The 23,801-nt window shown below is 54.5% G+C and carries 16 protein-coding genes; 3 read left to right on the forward strand and 13 right to left on the reverse strand.

What is annotated here, in order from left to right:
• Window positions 1–79: 79 nt before the first annotated feature.
• The 12 genes from JG725_RS10920 to JG725_RS10975 all read right to left on the reverse strand — a co-directional run bounded on the left by JG725_RS10920 (window position 80) and on the right by JG725_RS10975 (window position 21,374).
• Window positions 80–1,633, reverse strand: coding sequence for a methyl-accepting chemotaxis protein (locus tag JG725_RS10920; protein ID WP_172290263.1), 1,554 nt, complete (start codon window positions 1,631–1,633; stop codon window positions 80–82).
• A gap of 165 nt (window positions 1,634–1,798) precedes the next feature.
• Complete coding sequence (locus tag JG725_RS10925) at window positions 1,799–2,578, reverse strand: ABC transporter ATP-binding protein (RefSeq protein ID WP_172290264.1); 780 nt, start codon at window positions 2,576–2,578, stop codon at window positions 1,799–1,801.
• Window positions 2,562–3,422 carry an ABC transporter ATP-binding protein gene (locus JG725_RS10930; RefSeq protein WP_199377993.1) on the reverse strand — a complete coding sequence of 287 codons (861 nt, stop codon included), beginning with the start codon at window positions 3,420–3,422 and terminating at the stop codon, window positions 2,562–2,564. Before JG725_RS10930 ends, JG725_RS10925 begins: the two co-directional genes overlap by 17 nt.
• Window positions 3,422–4,249 (reverse strand): nickel/cobalt ABC transporter permease, encoded by an 828-nt coding sequence (gene opp1C / locus JG725_RS10935; RefSeq protein WP_199377995.1) that lies wholly within the window; start codon window positions 4,247–4,249, stop codon window positions 3,422–3,424. Before opp1C ends, JG725_RS10930 begins: the two co-directional genes overlap by 1 nt.
• A 1-nt stretch (window position 4,250) precedes the next feature.
• Window positions 4,251–5,183 (reverse strand): nickel/cobalt ABC transporter permease, encoded by a 933-nt coding sequence (opp1B, locus tag JG725_RS10940; protein ID WP_199377997.1) that lies wholly within the window; start codon window positions 5,181–5,183, stop codon window positions 4,251–4,253.
• Window positions 5,184–5,309: 126 nt separating this feature from the next.
• A complete protein-coding gene (nikA, locus tag JG725_RS10945) occupies window positions 5,310–6,911 on the reverse strand; it encodes a nickel ABC transporter substrate-binding protein (RefSeq protein ID WP_172290268.1) in 1,602 nt (533 codons plus the stop codon).
• 420 nt (window positions 6,912–7,331) lie between these two features.
• Entirely contained in the window at window positions 7,332–8,945 is a 1,614-nt protein-coding gene (locus tag JG725_RS10950) for a methyl-accepting chemotaxis protein (RefSeq protein WP_199377999.1), read from the reverse strand.
• 161 nt (window positions 8,946–9,106) lie between these two features.
• A complete protein-coding gene (locus JG725_RS10955; RefSeq protein WP_172290270.1) occupies window positions 9,107–10,174 on the reverse strand; it encodes an alpha/beta fold hydrolase in 1,068 nt (355 codons plus the stop codon).
• A 231-nt stretch (window positions 10,175–10,405) separates the two neighbouring features.
• Entirely contained in the window at window positions 10,406–10,669 is a 264-nt protein-coding gene (locus JG725_RS10960) for a hypothetical protein (protein ID WP_199378001.1), read from the reverse strand.
• Window positions 10,670–10,952: 283 nt separating this feature from the next.
• Window positions 10,953–12,128 (reverse strand): VENN motif pre-toxin domain-containing protein, encoded by a 1,176-nt coding sequence (locus JG725_RS10965; RefSeq protein ID WP_330528922.1) that lies wholly within the window; start codon window positions 12,126–12,128, stop codon window positions 10,953–10,955.
• A gap of 405 nt (window positions 12,129–12,533) precedes the next feature.
• Window positions 12,534–19,553 (reverse strand): hemagglutinin repeat-containing protein, encoded by a 7,020-nt coding sequence (locus tag JG725_RS10970; protein WP_199378003.1) that lies wholly within the window; start codon window positions 19,551–19,553, stop codon window positions 12,534–12,536.
• A gap of 42 nt (window positions 19,554–19,595) precedes the next feature.
• Window positions 19,596–21,374, reverse strand: a complete 1,779-nt coding sequence (locus JG725_RS10975) for a ShlB/FhaC/HecB family hemolysin secretion/activation protein (protein ID WP_199378106.1) — start codon at window positions 21,372–21,374, stop codon at window positions 19,596–19,598.
• A gap of 64 nt (window positions 21,375–21,438) precedes the next feature.
• On the opposite strand from JG725_RS10975, the gene JG725_RS10980 reads away from it, so the two are divergent.
• Both JG725_RS10980 and JG725_RS10985 read left to right on the forward strand, forming a co-directional pair.
• Window positions 21,439–21,714, forward strand: coding sequence for a hypothetical protein (locus JG725_RS10980; RefSeq protein WP_199378114.1), 276 nt, complete (start codon window positions 21,439–21,441; stop codon window positions 21,712–21,714).
• Window positions 21,620–22,123 carry a GNAT family N-acetyltransferase gene (locus JG725_RS10985; RefSeq protein WP_172290272.1) on the forward strand — a complete coding sequence of 168 codons (504 nt, stop codon included), beginning with the start codon at window positions 21,620–21,622 and terminating at the stop codon, window positions 22,121–22,123. Before JG725_RS10980 ends, JG725_RS10985 begins: the two co-directional genes overlap by 95 nt.
• Before the next feature lie 79 nt (window positions 22,124–22,202).
• Here JG725_RS10985 and rraB read toward each other — a convergent pair whose 3' ends face one another.
• Window positions 22,203–22,628 (reverse strand): ribonuclease E inhibitor RraB, encoded by a 426-nt coding sequence (gene rraB / locus JG725_RS10990; RefSeq protein ID WP_172290273.1) that lies wholly within the window; start codon window positions 22,626–22,628, stop codon window positions 22,203–22,205.
• 162 nt (window positions 22,629–22,790) lie between these two features.
• Between rraB and argF the strand changes: the two genes are divergently transcribed.
• Entirely contained in the window at window positions 22,791–23,798 is a 1,008-nt protein-coding gene (argF, locus tag JG725_RS10995; protein ID WP_172290274.1) for an ornithine carbamoyltransferase, read from the forward strand.
• Window positions 23,799–23,801: the final 3 nt, after the last annotated feature.

A 23,801-nucleotide genomic window follows, 5' to 3' on the forward strand; every position in this document is an offset into this window, starting at 1 on the left:
CTTGCCGACCAATCAGAGGGGTGTTCAGCAGGCGTTTGGCGAACGCCAAACGCCTGCCATCAGCCAACCGGCAACGCGGCTATACCGACGCGGGCAGATAGCCGGCGGATTCGTTGACGTGGAACTTATCCACCGTGCGAGACAGTTCCTGAGCCTGATCGCTCAGCGACTTCGCCGCCGCCAGCGCTTCTTGCACCAGCGCCGCATTCTGCTCCGTGCTCTGATCCATCTGAGATACCGCCAGGTTGACCTGCTCAATCCCCGAACTCTGTTCTGAGCTGGCCGAGCTGATCTCGCCCACCATTGCAGTCACCCGCTGTACGCTCTCGACGATCTCGCTCATGGTATCGCCGGCGCGCTTCACCAGCTCCGTGCCTTCGCCGACTTTGGATACCGAATCATCAATCAGGTTTTTGATCTCTTTCGCCGCCGATGCGGAACGCTGCGCCAGAGTACGGACTTCACTCGCCACCACGGCAAAACCCCGGCCTTGTTCGCCGGCACGGGCCGCTTCCACCGCCGCGTTCAACGCGAGAATGTTGGTCTGAAACGCAATGCCGTTGATAACGCCGGTGATATCCACGATCTTGCGTGAAGAAACATCAATGGAATCCATGGTGTCGACCACCTGTTTAACCACCGATCCGCCGCGTACGGCCACATCCGAGGCGGACACCGCCAGTTCATTGGCATGCCGCGCATTTTCGGCGTTCTGCTGAACGGTAGCGGTCAATTCCTCCATCGCGGCGGCCGTTTGCTCCAGCGCGCTGGCCTGCGACTCGGTGCGCGATGACAGATCTTCGTTGCCGGAAGCGATTTGCGCCGAAGCGGTAGCGATTGAGTTAGTGCTCCCGCGCACCTGACTCACCAGATGTGAAAGATTGTCGCGCATGATGCGGATAGCATACAGAATGCTGGTCTGGTCCCCGGCGCGCGTCTGCACGTCGACCACCAGATTGCCGTCGGCGATTTGCCTGACCACATCCACCGCGTACTGCGGCTCGCCGCCCAACTGGCGCAACAGCGTACGCAACATATTCCATGCCAACGCCGAAATAATCAGCAGCAATACGACGCCGATGGACAGCAGGATACCCGCGTTACGCCAGAAAGCCTGCTGAATATCGTCAATGTAGTCGCCATAGCCGATGGTCCAGTCCCAAGGCTCGAATTTGATAACGGCATACAGCTTCTCAACCGGATCCTGAGTTCCCGGACGCGTGCCGTTGGCGATCACCGTACCGATTGTCTTGCCCTCCAGCGCTCCACGATAGCGTTCTCCGGCCTCTTTGCCGCCGTTGGCATCGACGATGCCCACGCGTTTGGGGTTGGGATGGACATAATTAATGTCATTGGTGAAACCGCGCACGAAGAAATAGCGATCGCCCTGATGAAAACTGCTGATGGCGCGTTTGGCTTCACTTTGCGCCGCTTCAGACGATAACTGACCGGTCTTTTCAAGATCGTAGGCTTTTTGTGCGGCGGCATGGGCGAGCTCTACCAGCGTCGAAAGCTGGCCGGTACGCTCCGTCATCATAGATTGGTACAGCGTGTTTAATGCAACCGCTGACAGTACAATTAACCCCAGTAATGTTGTTCCGCATAACAGAACGATGCGTGTTTGTAATTTCATGGCGTCAGTTCCCTGCTGAATTTTTAGGATTATTCTTAGTATGAAAATCGCACTATACATTAAGGCTGTGTGTTACGCCATATTCAGCGACGAGATCGGCGGCAGGGCGAGAGAGGCGCCGCAAAGAGCAGGATTGATCCAGACGGTTTCACCGGCGGAGGCGCATTAAAACGCCATCACCGCCTGTAAAAGGTTGCGCGCATAAGGGTGCCGCACCTGCCCCAGCGTCGCAATATCATCGACCCGTTCAATGATATTGCCCTGCTGAAGAAAAATTACCCGCTGGCACAGATAAGTAATCGCGGTCAGATCGTGACTGATAAACAGATAGGTCAGACCCAACTGACGGCGCAAGTCCGACAGCAAATCAAGGATCTGCACCTGCACGGTCACATCCAGCGCGCTGACCGCTTCATCCAGCACCATAAAATCAGGTTTGCCGGCAATGGCTCTGGCGATACAAACCCGCTGCATCTGCCCGCCGCTGAGCTGGTGCGGAAAACGTTCACAGACATCCTCCGTCAGCCCGACCTGTTCCAGCAACGTAATCACCTGCCGCCGCACATCGTCACGCCGGGGGGTTCCCTGAACCAATAACGGCTCGGACACAATGCTCAACACGTTCATAAAAGGGTTGGCCGACGAGGTGTAATCCTGAAAAACCGCGCTGACCCGCAAGTGTCTTTTACGTTGCGATTGCCAGAACCGCCGCGGCGCGTACAACTGCTGATCGCCCAGCCTGACCTGCCCGCTTTTAGGCGCCTCCAGCCCCAGTAAAATACGCCCCAGCGTACTCTTACCGCTGCCGCTCTCGCCGATAATGCCCAGGCACTCGCCGGCTCGTACGTCGAACGACACGCCGTTGAGTACCGGTAACCATTTGGCGGCGCCATCCTGGGAACGATAGCCGTGATGCACGTCGTTCACTTCAACCAATGTGTTCACTTTCTACCTCCCGACGCGGCCTTTGCCGATCGTTTTGCGACATATCGACCAGTGTCTGATAACGCTGCTGCAACGCCTGACGCGACGCCACCAGATAGCGGGTATGTTGATGCCGAGGCTGATGCAGCACCTGCCGAACATCGCCCTGTTCCACCGCACACCCTTGATGCATTACCAGCACCCGGTCGGCAATGCGATTGACCACGCCGAAATCGTGCGAAATAAAGATCATGGTGGTGCCCAGACGTTCGCGAATCGCGCGAAATTCCTCCATGATGTCGAACTGGGTCACCGAATCGAGCGCGGTAGTAGGCTCATCAGCGATCAGTAATTGCGGCTCCAGCGCCAACGCAATGGCAATCATGACCCGTTGCAGCATCCCGCCGCTGATCTGGCTGGGGTATTTATCAAATAACCGCGTGACATCACGCAGCCGGACCAGTTCCATCATCTCCAGCGCCAGCTCGCGGGCGTCGCGCCTGTTCAGCGCCAGATGCGTCCGAAACGTCTCCACCATCTGGCCGCCGAGCGTCTGTAAGGGATCGAACGCGCTCATCGGATGTTGCAGGATCATGCCGATAGTTTTACCCCGCAGGCGACGCATCGCCTCCGGCTCCTGCGCCAGCAGATCCGATCCATTCAACCAGGCCTGTCCCGACTGGGTAAACGGCGCGCCCAGCAGCCCCATAAGCGCACGGCAGGTCAGGCTTTTACCGCTGCCGCTTTCGCCGACGATGCCAAGACAGGCGTGGCGCGGCAGCGCGAAAGAAATATCATGCAGCAGACCACGCCCCCCGGACTGAAGCCCGACCCGCAAATTCTCTACCCGTAATAGATCGCTCATCAGTGAGACTCCCGAGGGTCAAACGCATCACGCAAACAGTCGCCCAGCAGATTAAATGCCGCCACCACCACCAAAATCGCCAGCCCCGGCGCCAGCATTTGCGTCGGATGGCTCATCATCACTTTCTGCGCTTCACTCAACATCGTTCCCCACTCCGCCGTCGGCGCCTGTACGCCCAACCCAAGAAACGACAGCGCCGAGATATTCAGGATCACCCAACCGGTATCAAGCGTCGCCAGCACCACGATCTCCGATAGCGTATTCGGCAACAGATGACGCCGCAGGATAAACCACAGCGGCGTACCGCTGGCGCGCGAAAACAGGATATAGTTTTTTTGACCGTGCTTGATCACGATCCCCCGGATCATGCGGGTGTACCATGCCCACTTCACCAGAATATTAGCCAGGATCACATTAACGATCCCCACGCCTAGGATCCCGACAATCGCCAGGATCATGATCTGGCTGGGAAACGACAGCATGATATCGCAGCAGCGCATCATGACTTCATCCAGCCGGCCGCGAACATAGCCGGATAAAAAACCAAACACGCAGCCGATGACAATGGTGATCGCCATCGTAAGCAGCGCCAGAAAAAGCGTGGTCTGCACGCCGAACATCAGGCGCGACAACACGCAGCGCCCCAGATGATCGGAACCCAGCGGGAAGCGCGCGCTAACGTCGGCATATTTGCGCGCAATATTGATTTTATTGGGATCGTTAGGCGCCAACCACGGGGCAAAAATACCGATAACCACCACGGCGATAATCACCACCAGGCAGAGCAGCGCGACCTTATCGCGCAATAGTTTGTGCGAAAAATGCATATTATCCCTCTTGCCGCAGAGCGGGATCCATCCAGCGCTGAACGATATCCACCAGCAAATTACATATTACAAACAGTACCGCCATCATCAGGATATAGGCTTGGATCACCGGATAATCACGATTGAAAATCGCCGAAATACATAACCGGCCGACCCCCGGCCAGGCAAAGATATTTTCGATAATCACCGTGCCGGCCAGCAGTTGCGGAATACTCATCCCCAGCGCGGTAATACTGCTGTGCAGCGAATTCTTCAGGACGTGGCGCAGAATGATGCTTTTTTCCTTCAATCCGCGGGCGCGCGCATAGTACACATAATACTGCTGCATATTTTCCAGCATATTATTGCGGATCAAGCGGATATAGATTGCCACGTAAACCATGGACAGCGTGACGGCAGGCAGAATGATATGGGAGAACGTGCCGCTGCCGCTGGTCGGCAACAAATCCCACGATAGCGCAAACCACCAGATAAGCAGCAGCCCGAGCCAGTAACTGGGCATTGCCGTTCCGAGGAACACCAGCGTGCGGATCAGACGATCGAAAACGCTGTCTTTATAGACGGCGCTCAATACCCCCAGTGGAACGCTGACGCACAGAATAATGACCAGCGACAGCGCGGCAAGCTCCAGCGTCGCCGGTAAACAGCGGGCTAGCTCATCCAGCACCAGGCGATTGTTGATGTAGGAATAACCGAAATCCAGCCGCACGGCATCATATAGCCAATAGAAGTAGCGGATCAGAAACGGACGATCCAATCCCAACTGCTGACGCATCTCGGCGATGGACTCCGGCGTCGGAATAATTTCATTCACCCGCAGCGCGACTTCCGCCGGATCGGCTGGCACCAGATTCAATAACAAAAAAGACAGGAATGAGATCCCCAGCAAAATCGGTAACGTCAGCAGCAAACGACGACAGAGATATCTTTTCACACAACAACCTATAATTTCGCAGATCCGGCAATATAGAGAAACCGCAAGCGGCATGGCTGGGATCTATCCGTTACCCGCAACCCACGCCCACAGGCGTCTGTCGACAGATAACGGATCTATCAGGGCTTAGTCGCGGTACATGCGATCAAACGGGATCTCAAATTGCGATGGATTGAACGCGACGCCTTTCAGGCTCTTCACATGCACCGCCCGGTTACGTTCATAGGTCAGCGGAATATAGACCGCCTCTTCATGCAACGTGGTCAGTACATAGCGATACAGTTCCTGCCGCTCTTTCTCATCGGTGGTGATCAACGCGCGCGTAATGCTGCTATCAATCTGCGTTTTCTGCGTCAGTCCCTGTTGCGCCGCGTAATCGCCATAGACCGGCAATTTCATGCCAGACAAGAACGACTGCGGATCGTAAGGCGTTCCCCAGGAGATGTTGAATACGATATCGAATTTACCGGCTTTCTGACGGTCGCGATATGCCTGTTCCTCTTCGCCATGCAGTTTGAGTTCGATACCCAGCTCAGCGAATTCATTTTGCAGATATTCGGCGATAACCTTCTGTGAAGCGGTATTACTGTCATAGTAAATTCCAACGGACAGCGGTTTGCCCTCTTTCTGCCGCCAGGTTTGCCCGCTTTTCTGTTGCCAGCCTGCCGCATCCAGCAGTTTTTTTGCCTGATCCAGATCGTAGGCATAAGGCTTGAGATCGATATTGCTGTACGGCACATTTTTCGCCAGCAGCGTATCGGCAGGGACTTCACTGCCGTTAAAAATCCCTTCCGCGATATCAACTTTATTTACCGCATGTTGCAACGCCTGACGTACACGCATGTCCTTCAGATTTTCCGACGTCGTATTCATCAACAGCATTCGGGTCGAAACCGGCTCAGACAGTTGGGTAGTAAATTTTTTGTCTTTGCTCAGCCGTTCAAAAGCATCGGCATCGATCATATTTTTACCGTAAATCAGCTCGATTTCGCCTTTCTGCAAAGCCAGCAAGCGGGTTTGCGTATCCGGGATGACTTTCATCACCACCTTTTCCAACTTCGGCTTTTCGCCCCAGTAAAGAGGATTGAGCGTGAATACCGCATATTCGTCGGTTTTGTGTTCGCTCATCACGTAGGGGCCGGTGCCGATATACGCGTTCACCCCGTGCCGGGTTCCCCCTTCTTTCATTGCCGCGGGAGAAATAAAACGCATCGGCCGGGTAACCGCCAACTCAATCAGGAAAGGGTAGTAGGCTTCTTTCAAGGTAAAGCGCAGACGATGTTCATCCAGCGCTTCAACCTTATCAATGATGCGCACCATCTCCAGCCAGCCATGACGTTCGCGGTTATCCAGTATCGCATCGATATTCTGTTTCGCCGTCTGTGCGTTGAATGCCGCGCCATCGCTGAATTTGACATCGGAACGCAACGTAAAGGTATAGACCTTACCGTCCGCCGACGTTTCCCATTTTTCAGCCAGCCAGGGTTCAATCCCTTGCGGCGTGACCTTGACCAGTGACTCATACAACATGTTCTGCGCCCAGATCTCACCGGAATAAATATGCGGATTGAGATCGCGGGTATCGCGGAAATTGGCAAAAGTCAGCGACTGAGGCTCCTGTGCGACGACAGAATTGGCGAATACAGGGGAGAGGCAGAGCAGCAGAGAGGTAACGAGACGACGGGATTTGCTTTTCCCGTCATGAAGAGCATTTTTCAATTTATACATAGTAATAATCCATTTACCTAAAAAGCACCAAAGCGCGGAAAAAAATCAACGTAAAACAGGCCATATTTTATCCATAAGGCCGTTCAAATGATACTGATTATCGTTTAAGAAAATATGATTTAGCGCAGAGAAATTGAACGACATCCATGCTTGACATCGGCTTAATACCAGGCAATTTCCGCACAATAGGTTTTGAGGGAATAACACTCTAATTTTTCATGTAGATACCGCTATAGCGCGTTACGAACTTCGGCTTTTGGACGAAGCAGAGAACGCCAGAGTGCCTTGAGCGCCCTGACTCGCCGGCAAAGAGGACGAGCGGCGGCGTATATCGTCGATAGCGGGGATCTGAGATTTATCGCCTGTTTTCGCTTACCGGGGCAACCCTGACGAAAGCAGGCGACGGGGGGATTTAAAGACTTAGCGGGCATCCACCAACGCGAGATTCTGACGCAACTCCGATACCGGAATTTCCGTCCTTTCTCTCTCAATCTGGAAACGGGTCACGGACTGTTGCAGGTTGGCAACCTGTTCTTGCAGAGAACTGGCGGATGTCGCGACTTCCGATACCAGGGTCGCATTCTGCTGGGTCGCCGTATCCATTTGATTGATGGCTATATTAATCTGCGAAATTCCCCGGCTCTGTTCACCGGAAGCCACCATGATCTCACCCATGATATCCACGACCTTTTTCACATCCGTCAACACCTCATCCATGGTTTTACCGGCCACTTCAACCAACCCGGCACCTTTATCAATCCGGCTGAGCGAAGCATCGATCATAGTGCCGATCTCTTTCGCCGCCGTCGCGCTACGCTGGGCCAGTGTTCTCACTTCGGACGCCACCACAGCAAACCCTTTACCATACTGACCGGCTCGGGCAGACTCCACGGCCGCATTCAGCGCCAGTAGGTTCGTCTGGAAAGCAATGCCGTCGATCACGCCGACAATATCGGAAATCTTGGCGGAACTCTGTTTAATCGAGCGCATGGTATCGACCACTTCCGATACGACATCACCGCCACGGGACGCGGAATCAGAAGCTTGCTGCGCCAGGTCATTCGCTTTGCGAGTGTTGTCCTCGTTGTTTTTCACCGTCGCCATGATCTGTTCCATGCTTGATGCGGTTTCATCCAATGAGGCGGCCTGTTGCTCTGTACGGCTGGAGAGATCAATATTGCCCGATGCTATCTCTTCCACCCCGATACCGATCGCGTCCGTCCCGTTGCGCACCACCAACACCATGTTTTCCAGCCCGTCGCGCATGCGCTGAACCGCCGAAAACAGCTGGGCAATTTCATTTTTCCCGCGGATATCAATTTTGGCCCGCAGATCGCCTTCGGCGATACGGTCAAAAACCGCAATCGCCTGATTCAGTGGCTTCACCACCAGATTCGTCACGATGGACCAGGTCAGCACCGCCAGCAGCACGGAGCATGCAATGGCGCTATACAAAATGACTTCCATGCTTTTAACACGGTCATTAGAATCATCGTAGGAGTTATCAATGCTCTGTAGTTTGTAACTCACCAGCGCTTTGGACGATTTATCAAATGCGGCGTAGAGCACCGTGGACTTACCGGCGCGCTGGCGATATTCATCCAGATTTCCGGCTTCAAGCGCGGCAACGCCGGGTTCGATAAAGGTTTTCATCAGGGTGTCGCGATTCGTGGCCATCTCTGACGAAATAACTCTTTCCTGCTCGGATTGCGGATACGTCAGATATTGCCGCCATTTCCCATTGGCGCCATTAATTTTGTCTTTGGCCCGTCCCAACGCCACCTTGGCTGCCTCGGTGTCGCCTTTTCCCATCAGCGACTCATAAAGACGTAAATCCAGCCGGGCACGCAGCAATAATTCAGAACTTTCGTTCAGCGCCACCAGCCCGGGCAGAACTTCTTTATCGACCTGCCCGAATGATTTATTTCCCGATTGAAGAGCGACTAATCCCAAAACGCCGACGAAGAGCAATAATGCGGCTAATGAAAAAACCATAATACTGAGTGCGGTACGGATCTTTATCTTGCGAAACATAAACTATCCTTATTACCTGATAAATGAAAAAAGGATGAACATTTCCCCTAACCGGAGCCATTTAGTTATTCACATACAACCGCAATAAAAATAAAGAAAACTCCAAAAGAATAATGACCGACAGAAAAAAAATTTTTATGCCGGTCAATAATGATTACTTATTATTCATGAGATGGATTTTTTTCTAAAAAATCTTTCAGTTTATCTTTATAAAACCTCGCTGACATCATCGTGCCATGCCCGCTGGTTTCTTTACTGGCAGGGATCAGAAACACATCTGCTTGCTTTATTTTCTTTAGCTCATTATCCAATATTCCTGTTTCAACAGGATTACGTTCATCATCTTCAGAATTAATAACCAAAACCGGGGCTTTAATTTTCCCCAATTCCGGTTCCGCATTATAATTGGCGGACGAACCCCAAATATAAATAAAGTCATTCGCATCGCTGGTTAACGGAGCAGCCAGACGATCTTCCACCAGCTTATCGGCTTGAGCACGGGTCGGCGCTTTATTCTGGTAAGCCAGCGTCCCACCGGTAGTGGCAATGCTGAACATAATGCTGGCCGTCTTCAGCGCCGGCGGTTGCTGTGTGTAATTACCATTATTCCAAGCCGGATCATTTTTGATGGACTCAATTAATATGCGCCGCATCATCCAGTTACGACCGGATAATTCATTCGGCAATGATGCCATCGGCACCAGCGCATCCATCATGTCTGGGTGTTTTTCACCCCATATCCAGGTTTGCATGCCGCCCATGGAATAACCCATTACCAGGCGCAAATGTTTAATGCCCATTCCCTCTTTTAACAAACGATATTGCGCTTCCACCATATCGTTATAATCATATTGAGGAAATTTCATCCGTAATCCATCAGAGGGTTTAGATGATTTTCCGGACCCAATACTTTCAGGCATAATAATAAAGTATTTACTGCTATCCAACGCCTGGCCGGGACCAAACAACTCCCCGCCGAAACCATTTGCCAACAATGCCTTAATCGGCTGATTGGTTCCGTGCAGTAATAAAACGGCGGGTTTGTTGCGATCGCCAATGGTGTAATAGTGAATTCGGAGATCCTTAAGTTTCTCTCCACTATTGAACGTGAACTCGGGAACAATCCAATCGGCTTCTTGAGGAGACGGGAAATTGGCCTGTGCGTGCGTTAAGAGTGACAACGTTAACAGAAATGCACCCATCAACCCTAGTACTATACGGTTATCCATAAAACAACTCTTTGGAAATCATGGAATATGAAAGCACTGATGTTAATGTTTTTTAGGAAAAATCCCAATATGGTAAGCGTGCTAATAATGAAAAAAATATTATTATCTAATAGTTTTATTTATGACAAAACATTATATAACCAGTTTTTAATACAATGAGATCTCTGACATTCATGCCTAATCCTTTTGCCTGAACATCCACGCCGACAGTCTGATACACAACGAGCCAGTTCATCGACGCACCACTGGCACGCTATTACGCTTAACCCGCTCCCGACAGCAGCACATTGCATCAAATCGGGATTCAATGGGATTACAATCGCCAGCACTGATGTGAACCCTGATATCGCAACAACAAGAGTAAATATCATGACCCTCCGGCATCGTCCCCGTCACCAGTTTATGCATCGCATACTGCCGTTCTTCTTCCGTTATCGGGTTCAGCACATTTCCTTCCTCGTCCGTCAGGTTGGTGTTGGTATGCAACGATGCCATCGAAACTCCAACATCTTGCAATCCCTTCGGCGCAATAGCGTTTAGGTTGAAGTTGTTATTCTCCACAACAATTACTTAAGATTTTTTCTACATTTTAGATAATATGAAAGCCATATTCCCGCACCTATCCATCCACCACCAAATACACCGATCTTGCTATAGTGTATAACCTGTTGAAAAGTTATTGGATGTGATAGAACGATCCATATCGTAATTACTACACCAACAGCACACACAACAGCATAAGTGATGATTAAAAACAAAAGGAATAAAAGAGGGTGTTTCACTTATCACCTCCTTGAACTTCCTTTTGAGCAGCACTACTAGCAGCTTCTGACATTAAAGAACCGACACCACCACCAGACATACCTGGAATTGGACTCATTGCCCCACCTTTAAACAAATAACCAGGGCCAAAGGAATTCTCAGTATATTTTAAAGCGTTCTTACTGGCCTCCATTCCAAAGTAATTTTTAATGTACTGAGTTTCTAATTTATTGGTAATGGCAGAGCCGATACCATAACCTACTCCAGTACCTATCATGCTACCCATCACAGCGGCTTGACTATCTTGTCCTGTAATTTGGCTAGTCGCATAAGCACTACCCGCACCAATAAGTTGGTTTGAATAATAAGATTTACCGGTGGTTGCCGCACCGGTTAGCCCAGAAAACCCAAAGCTAACTAAATCAAATTTATCTCCGGTATTTCCACTAGAGATTTGTACTAGACCATTCGCACCATAACTTAAAGCTCCACCAACTAATTTATCACTCATCGTTGTTGACGATGAAAATAACGATTTCCCCCCCGCGACCAATCCCCAGAAATTTTCTGGCTCACCAATAAACGCCAAAGCACGATCACCGTTAGTAGTATGACTATTAATATAATTAAGGTCATAATTGTTATTGGATGCAACATAATCCCTTACATCCCGGTTATCCAACGAACCGTATAGCCAATCAGGCCGTTCAGCAGCAGACAACCCGCCTTCAACATTCCATTTAGTTTCACCACTCAGAACAACCAGAGGATCTGTCGCCAGCGCCTGTTGCAACTCTTCACGGTTTTCCTTATTTAACGAGTCGTATTTACGAATTACCGCATCACAGTCGTCACCGGAAGCCTTGCAAGCTGTCATTTCTTTATCAAAAGCGCGAGCCTCATCAAAGCTCAGGTAATTATTCTCCACCGCATTCTGCCCACCCTGCGCACCCGCCACCGCGCTCGCCGTGGAATCTCCCGCCGTACCGGCTGCCAGGCTGCCTGCCAGTAGCGATAGCGTGCTCACCGTCTGTTTCTCGCTTTCGCTTAGCTCTGATGCCTTTTTGCCCGGGTATAACTGCTCGGCGATTACCCGCGCCGCTAGCTCTCCGCCCGCTGCGCCCACGGCGCCCGACAATGCGCCGTTACCACTCGCTTCCGCCACAATCCCCCCCAGCACCGCATGCGCCACTGCGTTCGCCGCCACATTGGTGTTTCCATTCGCATCCGTGGTCGCCTTTTTAATCTCCGTCGCCAGATACGGAACGGGGTAAACTGGTGATTGAGGTGGAACTTAGGCTCTGGCGGGTAAAAGTGACGATCTAGGCCAAATGGCCGGGATCATATTACTAAGAGCCTGAAGGCGGCTTCTTTTTAAATTTATCCAATAACTTAAAAATCAAAATGCCTAGCCATGCAATACATCCAGTCATACCCCCCAAATAAAATATCCTAACTAACTCCGCTTTCGTTATAGCCCATTCATCCGTCAGCAGATAAGACAGTGAACCTATAATTAAACGATAGCCAAAACCTAAAACCCAAAAAAATATGAGGCAGTAAACGAATAAACATACCGCTGAGGTAAACTTGCCTCTCATTTTTTCTCTCCAACCCGATCTATGAGATCTTCCGCTGCCTTACTTCCTACTTCAGATGTAAAAGCCCCTCCGACTTCATAAATAAATTCGGGAACAGGATTACTGCCAATCGCTTTTTGTACAACTTCAGGTGCATATTTCCCAAATGCGCCGCCAGCCCAAGAACCTGCCGCAGCACTACCAATAGCCCCCGCACTTGGCCCATCCGTAAATACCGCGCTTCCCATCGCTATACCCACGTTCGGCAAAATATTACGCCCCGGAGCCAATCCGCCAGTAACTAGCGCCGCCGTGGTGCTCCAGTAATCATAGGTTTTATTTTCAGTACCCGGCTGACTCAGGTCATACCATTGATATGCGGCATTCGCGCCGCCACTCAGCGCAGAACCAACCGCCACTTTGCCTATTGACGCCGCTGGCCCCAGATACCATGCGCCGGCTATCAGCACGCCGTTCGTATAACCGTCCACTATCGCTTTCGAGATATCCTGCCCTTCCGGCATCGTCCCCGTCACCAGTTTATGCATCGCATACTGCCGTTCTTCTTCCGTTATCGGATTCAACACGTTGCCGTTTTCATCCGTCAGGTTGGTGTTGGTATGCAACGATGCCATCGAAACTCCAACATCTTGCAATCCCTTCGGCGCAATAGCGTTTAGGTTGAAGTTGTTATTCTCCACCGCATTCTGCCCACCCTGCGCACCCGCCACCGCGCTCGCCGTGGAATCTCCCGCCGTACCGGCCGCCAGGCTGCCTGCCAGTAGCGATAGCGTGCTCACCGTCTGTTTCTCGCTTTCGCTTAGCTCTGATGCCTTTTTGCCCGGGTATAACTGCTCGGCGATTACCCGCGCAGCAAGCTCTCCGCCCGCTGCGCCCACGGCGCCCGACAATGCGCCGTTACCACTCGCTTCCGCCACAATCCCCCCCAGCACCGCATGCGCCACTGCGTTCGCCGCCACATTGGTGTTTCCATTCGCATCCGTGGTCGCCTTTTTAATCTCCGTCGCCAGATACGGCGCCGCACCGCCCGCTATCGCCTGCGCGATATTGCCGCCCGCCAGTCCCTGCGCCGCCGCTGTGACCGCCATTATCCCCTGACGAACCGCCCCGCCGGTGCCGAAACCTGAGTCATTCAGCGCCTGATTATAGGCTGTATTATACGCCGTCTGGTATACCGATTGGCGGATGTCCGCATCCGTGGGGTTCAGGTTCGGCTGTTTCCCGTTCGCCAGCGCCTCCCGTGCCGTCCTCACATCTTCATCGCTGAGTCGGCCCATTTTCGCTTCTGCTTCCGCCTTCGCCGCTTTCGTGGCGATTATCTTCCCTTCCGTTCCCGCGATATCCATCACCTGATTGCTGATGTCGGCGATAAGCTGCATCTGCTGGAGCCGTTTCTGCTCTTTCTCTTTATCAAAAATCGGACTCAGCGTCTGATTAGCGTGCTCCACGTCATTGCTCAGTTGGCTTACATCCTGCCGCTGGTTGGCTTCATCACGAATAACCCACTGCCCGTCGCTCACCGCAGCCCGCGTCGTGCTCTCGGCGTCGCCCCGGTTATTCCCGCTTATCAGCGAATTGGACGCCAGATTGCTCACCATCTGGTCGCCTATCGGCCCGCCGGTGCTGATGCCCACCCCGCTGTGCGAGGTCTTAAACTCGGCCTTGTTCTCAATATCGCTAAAGCCCAGCGTGCCCGTCTCCAGCCGGTTTTCCTCCACACCCGACGTCGAACCGATGACCGCGCCATCCAGTTGCGTATGCTCGCCGACGCGGATGTCATAACCGCCCTGACCGGCAAACAACCCGGTCTGCTCCTGCACGCTCTGGTAGTTGCTGTGCAGCTTGTCCTTGCTCATGCTAAAGCTGGCCGATGCCGTCCCCACCCCATAAATAGGAATGCTGACGCCCGCGCTCATATTTTGCTGCTTGCTGTCGTAGACGTCGCTATCCTGCTCGCTGCGCAGCAGCAGATTACGCCCTACGTTTGCCGTTATCTGCTCGCCGCTGACCTGCGCGCCCTGAAGCGTGGCGTCGCGCCCGCTGCGCAAACCAACCTGACGCCCCGCGTCCAGCAGCGTTTCCGTATGGCTCAGTCCTTCGCCCAGTTCGCTGCCTTTGCCTTTATTCATGCTGGCGTTCACGCTCAGGCTTGCGCCGCCGCCGCCCACCCCAAGACTCAGGCCGATACTGCCGCCCTGGCTCTTGTTGCTGCCTGCGGTATGCTGGCTGTTCCGTGCCGACAACAGTTGCATATCACGCGCGGCGTCCAGCGTTAAATCCTGGCCGGCGCGCAGTTGACTGCCCTGAATGCGGATATCGCCGCTTTGTTCGCTCTGACCGCCGCCGGTGGCGGTAAGCGACAGATTACGTCCGGCGTTAAGGCTGCTGCCCTGTGCGACGCGCTGTTCAACGGTCTGTTCCGACTGTGACGACTGGCTGCCCAGTGAAACGCTGATGCCGACCATATTATTATTGGCGGCATCGTCGCCCTGTGCGGAAGCCAGGCGCCCGGCCTGTACCGCCTGTACGCCGCTCAAGGTCGCCTTCACGCCTTGCAGCGCCTTCAGGCGGCTATCTTCGGTCGATTTGGCCGTCTGCGCCGTTGCCACCGCGGTATTCAACGCGCTGCCCACCGTCCCGCTCAGCGCCAGCGTCAGACCGCTTTTCTTCTGTTCGTAGGTTTGCCGCTGGATCTGCCGATCCTCCGCCGCCGTGATGGCAATCGCCTCGCCGCTCAGGCGCAGATCCTGCCCGGCGATCAGATCGCTGCCCTGCACGCTTAACGCCTGACCCGCCTGGAGCGTGACGTTGCCTTTTTCACTGCCTACCGTACTGGCTTTCTCGCTGTTGCCATCGGTATCCGTGGTGCTTTTCTGGCTGGCCTGACCAATACTGAAGCCAATGCCGCCGCTGCCCATCAGGCCGGATTTTTTCTCTTCCTTAAGGTGGGTTTCCCGATGGCTTTCCTGCGCGGTCGTCACCCTGAGATCGCGCCCCGCCGACAACAGCACATCCTGTGTTCCCGCCGCCGCGCTGCCGCTAAGCTGTAAGTTATTGCCCGCGCTAAGCGCCACCGTCTCACCGCTGAATGTGCTGCCGACGGCGGATTGATGGTCAATACTGTCGTGCGTTTCCCGCGATTCTGACGAGAGCATCCCGCTGCTGCTCTGCTTACTGTGTTCCGTCAATGTGTAGGAGGAGCGGCCGCTGGTCAGAGTGATATCGTTACCCGCCTGAGCCTGCAATCCCTGCTGCGCCGTTACCGACGCCGCCGTGGCGTTCAAATCCTGTCCGGCGCTCAGCACAATCCGTCCGTTGGCGGCGATCTCGCTGCCGATATCTTCACGGGCGGCATAGTGGCGGTAATTACTGCTGTCCCAATCGCTGTTGAGCGTTTCCGTGGTGGTCAGCGTCGCCAGATTGAGGTTGTTCCCGGCGTGGATACGTGTTTCGCCGCCGGCGCCGGCATTGATGACCTGACTGGCCGTCAGATTGATATCGTTGCCTGCCGAGAGCGTCAGCGCGCCCTGATCATTCTCCACATACAGCCCCGCCACGCGATCCAGAATGCGGTTGTCCACGCTTCCGCTCAGCGTGCTGGCGCTGTTGATGTCGCCGCCGGCCAACGCCGTCAGGCTCTCTTGCCCTTGAATAACGCCGCCGATATTGTTCAGATCGTTGCGAACCTGCAAGGCGACCTGTTTCCCCAGCAGCGAACCGCCCTGGTTGTCCAGCGCATCCGCAGAAATAAACAGCGAGTCCCGCGCGACAATGCGGCCGCTGTTCAACATACCGCCCGCGAGGCCGACAGAGACGTTATTGCCCGCCAGCAGGCTGCCCGCGCCAACTTGTTCATTCGACCGCACTTTGGCGTAAACCTGCGGCACCAGCACCGACTGCGCGGAGCCGTCCGATAAAGTGACCGATTTTCTCACCATCCACACCATATCGGTGGTGAGCAACGCCATCTGTTCCTGACTTAACGCCACGCCCGGCGTCAGGCCGAACTGCCGGCCGAAAGCGATCCCCGCGTCCATCAGCGCCTTATACTGCTCTTCATCACTGTTATAACCCGCCAGATAACGCTGCCCGGTCAGTTGCGCAATCTGCTCGCGCACTTCCCGCTGCTCATAAAAACCGTCGCCCAGCCGCTTGTCTTTACCCTCGGTTTGCCCGAACGCTTGCAACATGTAGTCGGAACTCAACCACTGTTTCTGATTGGCGAAGCGCGGGTCGGTTTCCACCAGATAGCGACTCTCCGCCGCCGGCTGGAGGGTAAACAGACTGCTGCCCGGCAGTTTGACCGTCGGCATGGCGTCTTGCTGGCCGACTTCTGCGGTGCGCAACGCGGTGACCGCATAGCCCGAGCCGTTGAAAGCGGCCTGCTCCCGCCAGTCGCCGGCTTTCAGGTCGATAGTCTCGACTTTGGCATTCGGCGCATAAGGATCGCCGTCAATGCCCTGCGAGGTTTTTGTCACACCGCGCCAGTTCTTTTTCTTTCTGGCATACCAGCGCTCTTGCCAACCGATGTCGGTGGTGATGCGCTCGCCCGACGTCGCCAGATTGCTCAGCTCTTTGATACCGTCGATCAGCAAGCCCGCGGCAACAACCCGGCTATCGCTGTTGGTCATCCGCGTCGCCGTCAGCCACAGATTGCCGCCGGACAGGATTTGCCCCGGATCGCTCTCTTTTACGCGCGTTTCACTAACGGTACGGGTATACATGTAGCGATAAAACCGCTCATCGGCGTAACCGTCCGGCATATGCGCGGTATGAACGCCATATTTGTTGCGCGTAAACCCGATATCGCTCCAGCTATAGCGCGTGGTATGCCCGCTGAGCACCGCCTCGTCAATATAGCTTGAGGTGGTTACCACTTCCGTCACCAGACGGTCGTTGACGTTATTGATGTTGCGGGCGGACAACGCCATATCGCCCGCCGATTCTATGGTGGCGCTATGGTTGTTAATCGTATCGGCCTGACCTGTCGCCAGCCCATCCGCATTCAGATTGCCGCCCAGCGTCATCACGCCGTCGCTGTAGATCAGCGCATGTTGCCGGTTATTCAGCGTGCCGACGCCCAAATCCAACCCCCGGCGCGCGGCGATGGAGGCGCCGATCCCCGTCTCATCCAGGTTGTTCAACGTCTGCGACTGTAAGCTGATCCAGTCGCCGTAAATACGTCCGCTGCCGATGTTGTTCAGCGTATCGGCGTCGATACGGGTCTGGCCGCCGTCAATCAACCCGCGGTTGGTCAGCGTATCCGTCAGGGCCAGTCGCGTTTTCAGGCCGCTGATTTCACCACTGGCCTGATTGTCGAGGCGGTTAGCCGTCAGCGTCAGATCGTCACCGGACTGAATTTTATGGCGGTTTGTCACGTCGCCCGTCACCGTCAAATCGAGTTTGCCGTCAGCGATGACCTCGCGGTGATTATCAAAACGCTGCGCGGACGTCAGCGACATATCGCCCAGCGACAGCAGTTGCCCGTCGCCGCTCAGGCTATCGGCCCTTACCGTCAGCGACTTCCCGGCAATAAGCGTGCCTTCCGTGTTGCTGACCGCCTGCGCGGCCGTCACGTTAAGCGCGTTGTCCGCGCTGATTTTCGCCTTGCGGCTGGAAACCGAACCGGCGACGGCGTTGATTGCCACGTTCGTGGCCTGCGTCTGGCTGCCGTCCGCGTTTACGTCGGCCGCCGTCATGCTCAAGCCGCCGCCGGCCAGATGCTGGCCTTGCGCATCAATGCGCTGGCTGGCGGCCAGCGATAAATTGCCGCTGTCGGCCACGGAACCATCGCTGTTGATGCCGGCCCCCAGCACCGCGCCCTGCTGGTTATTGATGCCGCCCGCGTTAAGCGCGGCATCACGCTGCGCCGCCAGCACACCCCGGTTGACGGTTTGTTGCCGCGTTTGAACCGCCACATCCCGTTGCGCATAGACTTTGCCGCTGTTATCCAGCTCGCGCCCCGCCAGTTGGATATCCTGCGTGGCGTTGATGCTGCCGCTGTTTTCAATACGTCCGTCCGCCGTGATGACGACGCTGCCCGCCTGTGCGCCGATCGCGCCGGCATTGCGCACGCCGACGCCTTGCTCCGTACCGATCAGTTGGATTTTACCGGCGTACATGCCGCCCAGTTGCGCCACATCCACCGCCAACTTCGGCTGATCCTGTTTGGCGGCATCAGACGCCGATGCGCCGCCGCGCTTTTCCACCTGTTGCTGGTCGGCGCTGACGTTATTGCGCCCGGCGGTCACGTTTAACTCATTAGCCCAGATCCCGGCGTTAATCTCCACGGTCTGCGCGATCAAATCGGTATAGTTCTGGCGGCTGGTATCCATGCCCGCGCCCTGTACCTGAATTTTTCCTTTCTCGACCTGATAGCCTTTCAACCGGCCGTTTTCCAGCGTGGCTTTGCCGGTGGTCAGCGTCGCCCGGTTGGCGTTGATAAAGCCGCAACCGTCGCAACTGATGCCGGACGGGTTGGCAATCACGACCTGCGCCTTTTTCCCGGCGACTTCGATATAGCCGTTCAGTTTGCTGGGATCGCGTGAATTGACTTCGTTAAGAATGATTTTAGCTTCGCCTTTCGCCAGCCAGGGGTTTCCCGCCACCCATCCCCCTTGCTGCGTCTGCACCTGTTTATGCGAGTTGTTGAGGATCGCGCCCTGGTTATTGACGTCGAACTGGCTGTAGACATTGCGGGACACGCCGCCCGCGCTGGGGGTTTGAATATTGACCTGCGGCGTACCGTTGGCCGTCTGTAAAATGGTCGGTTTCTGATTGCCGGGCGCATTGCGGTCCGCCACGATACTCGCCTGTGCGGCGGGCGCCAGCGAAACAAAACCCATCGCGCCGAGCATCAGGAACGTCAGCGGCGAAAGGCGGCCGATCATTTGGCTCAGCGTCGGGCCAGGGCCGGAAGAGCCGGAACCGTTGACGCAGCCGCGGCAAATATCCGCCACCACCATCAAAATGCCGCGAGCCCGGTTAAAAACAATACGATACAGGTGCTTATTCATTCTCGTTATCCATTCACAGAAAGAAGTTTCTCAACAAACACGTCAGTACTGCCAATTCAGATTGAAACCCAGCACTACCGGGCTGGTATCGAAGCCGTCGGGCTTGGAAAGCGGGATACCGGCGAACAGGTCATAACCGGTTTTAAACGCATTGCCGCGCACCCCGATTACCCCGCCCGCCAGATGACGGCCCTGCAACATTTCCGTGCTGTTGTCGCCGATCTCGCCGTAATCCACCCCCAGATACAGTTCCTGATTCTGAAGCGGCGTGCGCCAGGCCAGCTCATTGCGCACCAGCCAGCCCTCGTCGGCGCTAAGCGTCAGCTCGCCGTCAAAACCGCGAACCGTCCAACGGTTGCCGATGGAAAACTGATCCTGCGGCGTCAGACGCGTGCTGGCTAGCTGACGCTGGTATTGGACGTTGTAGCGGAAAGCCTCATCAAACATCGCGAATGGGACATCCAGTTCCGTGTAAAACTGCACGATTTTGGCTAACCCGGTGCCTTCCCCGCGCTCTTCTTCCGGCGCTGGCTGCGCACCAAACCACCGGGTGCCGCGCTGATAGCTGACCGCCGCATCCAGCGTCGCCTGCGAAATATAGTGACGATGCTGCAAACCCAGACGCCAGGCGGAAGTTTTACGCTTCTGCACTTCCACTTCCGTATCATTGATGAAGTTGCGTGATTCACGGGTCATCACGTCGTAGCTGATGGAGGTTTTCTGGCTGCCGCTGCGGTGCAGGACGCGGCTGAGCTGGAAGTTGAGACTTTCACTCTCCCCGCTGTAGACATAGTTTTCGTTCAACCCGGCGACAGTCTGGTGATAGTCATACCCGCTGGCCGTCACGCCCGCCTGCCAGTAGCCGAAAGGAACCGAGTAGTGCGCGACGTAGCTTTTACTGCCCTTGCCGCCGCGCCCTTGCAGATCGCGGCTGCCGTAGAGGTAAAACGTATCGCTGAGAGAAAAAGGATTATCGAGGAATAGCGTCAGGCCGCCCTGATAACGGCCGGTGCTTTTGGTGCCGGAATCATCCAGGGAAGCCCCCAGCCGCCAGTGGCGATCCTGCTTATAACTGACCACGACGTCGCTTTCCCCCGGCTGTCCCCCGGGGATCAGCTGCATATCGGCCTGTGCGGTCGGCACGCGTTGCAGATTTTCCAGCCCCTGTTCGATATCGCGCAAATCCAGCAGCTTGCCTTCGCGCGCGGGCAATGCGCTGTAGAGTTGGATATAACCGTCGCTGTCCGGCGACAGCGTGATGTTGCCGACTTTACCGGCCATCACCACCAGCTTCAGCGTGCCGCTTTTCAGATCCTGTGCCGGCGCCAACACCCGCGCCGTCACGTAGCCATGATCGACCAGCCTGTTCTGCAAAGCGCTCATCAGCAGGTTGATCCCTTTACCGCCCAGACACTGATTTACCGCCTGATCGGCCAACCGCTGCAAGGGCAGCCAGCCGGGGAAATCCTCCGTACCTTGCAGCTCGACTTTTTTAATCGGAAAACAGGGCGTCATTTCGACCGGAAAATGCAGGCGGGTGAGAAAGCGGCCGGGAGGCTGTAAACGCACATCCGGCGCCGACGGCGCCAGTTGACGCTCCTGCGCCCGTTGCCGTTCCTGCTGGTTGATCTGCTGCTGATTAATCTGTTGGTTATCGATCCGTTGCGGATCGACGGGCGTCGCCGCATCGGCGCCGACTGCAAAGAAAGGTAAAGGGATCGTGAACAGTAACTGACGTAAAAAATGAGACCCGATAAAATGATATTTATTTAATAAATTGATTTTTATATATAAAAAATAAAAATAAACGATCCTTGTCATCATGCTCTCACCGGGAGTGATAAATAATTGGTTACATTTTCACATCGCTAACCTGCGTCAGGAAATGGGAACTGTCTTATTCGAAATGGATGGCGCGTCGCTGTTCAGTCTTGCCGTCGATCGGGATCGCTATTCCGCCGATCCGGCCATTCCAGAGACTGAATTTCATTACTGTGTGAAATGGTATTACAATCAGCCTGGAACCTATTTGATTAGCCAATACCGTAAAAAAAAGAGCGAATATCATGATGACCGCAATGCCTGTCACCCTTCGGATGCGCCCGATCACAGCACAAGACAACGCCGCTATCGCCGGTGTTATCCGCTGCGTTTCCGCTGAATTCGGTTTGACGGCGGACAAGGGCTACACGGTATCCGATCCTGATCTGGATAGCCTGTTTGAGCTTTATAATCGCCCGAATAGCGCCTACTGGGTGATTGAATATCAGGGTGAAGTGGTTGGCGGCGGAGGTATCGCGCCGCTGGCGGCAGGCGATGAGGATGTTTGCGAATTACAAAAAATGTATTTTTTACCCGTGCTGCGCGGCAAAGGCCTGGCCAGAAAGCTTGCCTTACTGGCGCTGGATTTTGCCCGCCAGCGGGGATTTCGCCGCTGCTATCTGGAAACCACCGGCCACTTAACCAGCGCCATCCGGCTGTACCGATCATTAGGGTTTGAGCATATTCCCCATGCCATGGGCAATACCGGGCATACCGATTGTGAAGTGACCATGCTTAAGCAGTTGTAAGCCGGCAACCGTCAGATAAGAGAGAGGAAGCCGCGGAAACTTTCGCCGCCGCGGCTTTAAATGAGGCCGGGCTTAACGATTAATGGCGTTTTCCATCATCGTCTTCGTCATAAAAATCTTCGTCGTTTCCTTCTTCTCCGTCTTCGCCATCGGGATCTTCAAAGTAGGTGCCCCAGCCGTCATAGTTCACGCCGTGGCGTTCGGCCAGCGTCAACAGCTGTTCGACCTGAGCATCGATCAATTCCGCGTTCAACGCCACTTCGCTGATGGCATCGCAGCACATCAGCAAAACGCCGTCTTCCACTTCAAGCTCTTCCGCATCGGTCACTTCATAGCCTAATTTGAACGCTTCCACGGCGACCTTTTCCAGCACCTCAAACTTTTCGGCTGAGAAATGGTGCTCAATGGTATAGAGCGCATCGGGATCGCTGCCGTCATCCAACAGTTCTTCGATGATCAGGCGTGTCTCTTCACGTTGTTCTTCCAGCAATTCGCGGTTTGCCATGCCTCAGTCCTCATTAATCGGCGTAGTATTTCGTCATTGTCCCACAGCCCTGCGGCGGTCTCCACCATAAAGTTTGCCGCCGACACTTGAATTTGAATAATTACACATATAAAGTGAATTTTAATTCAACCATTGGTGTTGAGCTGCATGGAGATATGCCTCATGAAACCGTTTTATAAGCGTCATTTTTTAAGATTAATGGATTTTACGCCAGTAGAAATTGCCGATCTTTTAGCTCTGTCAACGAAACTCAAAGCCGATAAAAAAAGCGGCGCTGAAATCCGCCGCCTGCAAGGTAAAAACATCGCACTCATCTTCGAAAAAGATTCGACCCGCACTCGTTGCTCTTTCGAAGTTGCTGCATACGATCAGGGGGCACAGGTGACCTATCTGGCGCCCAGCGGCAGTCAAATCGGACACAAGGAATCCATCAAGGATACCGCGCGGGTGCTGGGCAGAATGTACGACGGTATCCAGTATCGCGGCTACGGTCAGCAAATCGTTGAAACGCTGGCGCGCTATGCGGGCGTCCCTGTCTGGAACGGGCTGACGGATGAATGCCATCCGACACAGTTGCTGGCCGATTTACTGACCATGCAGGAACATTTGCCGGCCAAGCCGCTGTCGGCGATGAAACTGGCCTATGTGGGCGACGCCCGCAACAACATGGGCAACACCATGCTGGAAGCGGCGGCGCTGACCGGGCTGGATTTACGTCTGATTGCCCCTAAAGCCTGCTGGCCGGAAGAGGGATTGGTCGAGGGATGTCAGGCGGCCGCCAAACAAACCGGCGGCGCCATTACGCTGACGGAAGATATTGCCGCCGGCGTGGCGGACGTCGATTTCATCTACACCGACGTCTGGGTGTCGATGGGCGAACCCAAAGAAACCTGGCGGCAACGAATTACGCTGCTGAAGCCCTATCAGGTCAATATGGCGATGATCGCCGCAACCGGCAACCCGCAGGTGAAGTTCCTGCACTGCCTGCCGGCGTTCCATGACGATCAGACCACGCTCGGCAAACAGATGGCGGAGCAGTACGGACTGCACGGCGGCATGGAAGTCACGGATGAGGTGTTTGAATCCGCGCACAGCATCGTCTTCGATCAGGCGGAAAACCGGATGCACACCATTAAAGCGGTAATGGTGGCGACGTTAAGCCAGGATTAGCGA

The sequence above is a fragment of the Brenneria sp. L3-3C-1 genome (assembly GCF_016456245.1).
GTDB lineage: Bacteria > Pseudomonadota > Gammaproteobacteria > Enterobacterales > Enterobacteriaceae > Brenneria.